The 4,443-nt window shown below is 73.6% G+C and carries 1 protein-coding gene; it reads left to right on the top strand.

Annotated elements, in window-relative coordinates:
* Positions 1-23: 23 nt before the first annotated feature.
* Positions 24-4,443, top strand: a 4,420-nt coding sequence (locus tag ACIBZJ_RS43165) for an SDR family NAD(P)-dependent oxidoreductase (protein ID WP_395939424.1), incomplete at its 3' end; no start/stop codon positions are given.

Here is a 4,443-nt window from a genome sequence, read left to right as displayed (position 1 = left end):
TGTGGACGGATCCGGAGTATTGGGTGCGTCAGGTGCGGGAGCCGGTGCGTTTCGCGGATGCGGTGGCTGGGCTGGTCGGGGATGTTGATGTGTTCCTGGAGCTCGGTCCCGACGGCGCGTTGAGCAGTGCCGTGGCCCCGGTGTTGCCGATTGCGGTGCCGGTCTCCCGCACGAACCACGACGAAGTCCGTGCGGCGTTCACGGCCCTCACCACGGCGTGGGTCTCCGGCGTCGCGGTCGACTGGACCGGGGTCTTCGGGGACCGCACTCCGGCGGTCGACCTGCCCACCTACGCATTCCAGCACCAGCGGTTCTGGCTCGCCAAGGACACCGGCGGCGACCCGGCCGGCCTCGGTCTGGGTGCGCTCGACCACCCGCTGCTGGCCGCCGCCGTCGAGCTCCCCGAGACCGGCACGGTCGTCCTCACCGGGCAACTGTCGGCGGCGACACAGCCGTGGCTGGCCGACCACGCGGTGCTGGGAACGGTTCTGCTGGCCGGCGCCGCTTTCGTCGAGATGCTGCTCCGCGCGGGTGACGAAGTCGGGTGCCCGGTCGTCGACGAGGTCAGCCTGGCCGCCCCGCTGGTGATACCGGCGACCGACGCCGTCCGGCTGCGGATCGTCGTCGAACGAGCCGACGCGACCGGGCGCAGGGCCGCCACCGTCCACTCGCGCGCCGACACGGACGACGAGGCGCCCTGGATCCGGCACGCCGAGGCGGTCCTCGCCCCGGCACCCGCGGAACCGGCCGGATTCGACCTCACGCAGTGGCCACCGTCCGGGGCGGTGCCGGTCGAACTCTCCGACCCGTACGCGGTCCTGGGCGAGGCCGGTTACGGCTACGGTCCGGCGTTCCAGGGCCTGCGCGCCGCGTGGCGCGACGACGACGCCGTGTACGCCGAGATCGTGCTGCCGGACGGCGTCGACGGGAGTGCCTTCGGAGTGCACCCGGCGCTGCTCGACGCCACGACCCACGCGTCGCTGCTCGACCCCGGCGGCGTCCGCGGGGACGAGCGCACGGTGCTGCCGTTCGTCTGGCGCGGAGTGCAGTTGCACGCTTCCGGCGCGCAGCGGGTGCGTGTCCGGCTGACGAACCCGGCGCCCGGCACGCTCGCGCTGGAGGTCGCCGATCCGACCGGTGCCCCGGTGCTCACCGTGGCCGGTGTCGTCGGCCGGCCGGTCGACACCGACCGGCTGGCCTCCACCGCTGCCGTCCCGCTCCTCGCCGTCGACTGGCGTCCGGCGGTGCCGGCCGCCGCCCCACCGATCGACGACCTGGTCGTCCTGCGCTGTGCCACGCCCGCCGGTGCGAGCGTCCCCGAGCAGGTCCGGGCCCTCGCCGCAAAGGTGCTCGGTGACCTGCAGCGATGGCTCGCCGACGAGCGCCCGGACGGACGGATCGTCGTCGTGACCCGGCACGCGGTCAGCGACGGCACCGAGCCTCTCGACGTCGTCCACGCGCCGGTCTGGGGGCTCGTGCGCGCGGCGCAAGCCGAACATCCGGGCCGGATCGTGCTGCTGGACATCGACACCGACGACCTCGACCCGGCGCTGGCCGCCCAGGTCGCCGCCGGCGACGAACCGGAACTGGCCCTGCGTGGCGGCGTGCTGCGGGTACCCCGGCTGACCCGGGTCACCGACCGGCCGACGCCCGTGACGTTCGACCCGGACGGCACGGTGCTGATCACCGGCGGTACCAGCGGTCTCGGCGCGCTACTGGCCCGGCACCTGGTCGCTGCTCACGGTGTCCGGCGGCTGCTGCTCACCAGCCGGCGCGGTCCGGAGTCGCCCGGCGCCGCGGCCCTGCGTGACGAGCTGATCGGGCTCGGCGCCCACGTCGACCTCGCCTCCTGCGACGTCGCCGACCGCGGCGCGCTGGCCGAACTGCTGCGCGACGTCCCGTTGACCGGCGTCGTCCACGCCGCCGGCGTGGCCGACAACGCCGTCGTGGAGTCGCTGAGCCCGGAGCGGATCGACGCGGTTCTGCGTCCCAAGGCCGACGCGGCCTGGCACCTGCACGAGCTCACCCGCAACCAGCCGCTGGCCGCGTTCGTGCTGCTCTCTTCCGCCGGTGGCCTGGTGCTCGCCGCGGGTCAGGGCAACTACGCCGCCGCGAACGTCTTCCTCGACGCGTTGGCCGCCCACCGGCACGCGGCCGGTCTGCCGGCCACCGCGATCGCCTACGGCCTGTGGGACGTCGAGACCGGGATGAGCACCGCCCTGGGGCAGGCGGACCGCGACCGGCTGGCTCGGCTCGGGCTGCCGGCGCTACCGGCCGCGGACGGTCTGCGGGGCTTCGACGCCGCGCTGGGCACCGCGGTACCGGCGCCGGTCGTGCTGCGGGTCGACGCCGCCGCGCTGGGCCGCCGCGCCGACGACGTGCCCGCGCTGCTCCGCGACCTGGTGCCGACGACTCGGCGCCGGGCGAGCGCCGCCGACCCGTCACCCGGCTCGGATCTGCGCGCCCGGCTGGCCGGTCGACCGGCCGCTGAGCGCGTCGACGAGTTGTGCACGCTGATCCGGACCCAGCTGGCGCAGGTGCTCGGTCACGGCTCGGTGGACGACGTCGCCCCGGACCGGCCGTTCCAGAAACTCGGCGTCGACTCGCTCGCCGCCCTGGAACTGCGCAACCGTCTCAACGCCGCGAGCGGCCTCCGCCTGTCGGCCACGCTGGTCTTCGACTACCCCAGCCCGCGTGTCGTCGCGGAGTACCTGAACACCGAACTGTTCGGGAACCTCGAGTCAGTCGGTCTCGTCGCGACCGCCCGTGACGAGCCGCCCGCCGTCCGGCGCACGGACGAGGATCCGATCGTCCTCGTCGGCATGGCCTGCCGTTTCCCGGGCGGGATCACCTCGCCCGAAGATCTGTTCCGGGTCGCCGCCGAGGGCGTCGACGCGATCTCCGCCTTCCCCACCAACCGCGGCTGGAACCTGGACGCCGTCTACGACCCGGACCGGTCGCACGTCGGCACCTCGTACACGCGGCACGGCGGGTTCCTGCACGAGGCCGACCAGTTCGACCCGGAGTTCTTCGGCATCTCCCCGCGCGAGGCGCTGGCACTGGACCCACAGCAGCGGCTGCTCCTCGAAGTGTCCTGGGAGGCGGTGGAGCGGTCGGCCATCCACCCGTCCACGCTCCGTGGCAGCCGGACCGGCGTCTTCACCGGAATCATGTACAACGACTACACGCTCGCGCTCGGCAACGCGCCCGGACGGCTGCGTTACGTGGCCGAGGACGCCACCGTGCTCGACGGTATGGGCCAGCGCGACGCCGTCGAGGGGTACGAGGGCACCGGCGTGGCTCCGAGCGCCGCGTCAGGCCGGGTGTCGTATTTGCTCGGTCTGGAGGGGCCGGCGGTGACGGTGGATACGGCGTGTTCGTCGTCGTTGGTGGCGTTGCATTTGGCGGCGCAGGCGTTGCGTAGTGGTGAGTGTGATTTGGCGTTGGCCGGTGGTGTGACGGTGATGGCGACGCCGAATACGTTCATCGGTTTTGCCCGTCAGGGTGGTTTGTCGGCCGATGGGCGTTGTAAGTCGTTTGCTGATGCCGCGGATGGTGTCGGGTGGGGTGAGGGTGTCGGCGTGCTGGTGGTGGAGCGGCTGTCGGACGCGGAGCGGAACGGTCATCGGGTGTTGGCGGTGGTGCGTGGTTCGGCGGTGAATCAGGATGGTGCGTCGAACGGTCTGACGGCGCCCAATGGCCCGTCGCAGCAGCGGGTGATCCGGCAGGCGCTGGCCTCGGCCGGTCTGGAGCCGGACGACGTCGACGCGGTCGAGGGCCACGGCACCGGGACCAGGCTGGGTGACCCGATCGAGGCGCAGGCGTTGCTGGCGACCTACGGCGCTTCCCGTTCCGGGGATCCGTTGTGGCTGGGCTCGGTGAAGTCGAACATCGGGCACGCCCAGGCCGCGGCCGGTGTCGCCGGCGTCATCAAGATGGTCGTGGCGATGCAGCGGGGCGTGTTGCCCGGCACGCTGCACGTCGACGCGCCGTCGTCGCACGTGGAGTGGGCCGCGGGCGCGGTCGAGGTCCTGACCGGCAACCGGGCCTGGGAGGTCGCCGGACGTCCTCGGAGGGCCGGGGTGTCGTCGTTCGGCATTTCCGGCACGAACGCGCACGTGATCCTCGAGCAGGGACCGGCACCGGAGACCCCGGTGTCGCTGCCCACGCCGTCAGCTGCGGTGCCGTGGGTACTGTCCGGCCGCTCGGCCGCGGCCGTCGACCGGCAGGTCGAGCGGTTGGCCGCCTGGGCGGAAGGCCCGGGAGCGGACGTTCCCGCCGAGCTGGTCGGTGCGGGGCTGGCGTTGTCGCGGGCGGCGTTGCCGTATCGGGCGGTGTGGGTGGCCGGGGCCGGGGCCGGGGCTGGGGCTGGGGCTGGGGCTGGGGCTGGGGCTGGGGCTGGGGGGCTCGGGTCGGTGGCGGCGCGGGGTGTGGCTGGTGCGG

The organism is Cryptosporangium sp. NPDC051539 (assembly GCF_044454545.1).
Lineage (GTDB): Bacteria > Actinomycetota > Actinomycetes > Mycobacteriales > Cryptosporangiaceae > Cryptosporangium.
The sequence above is the reverse complement of the archived record's forward strand: the minus strand, read 5'-3'. Positions and strand labels throughout refer to the sequence as shown.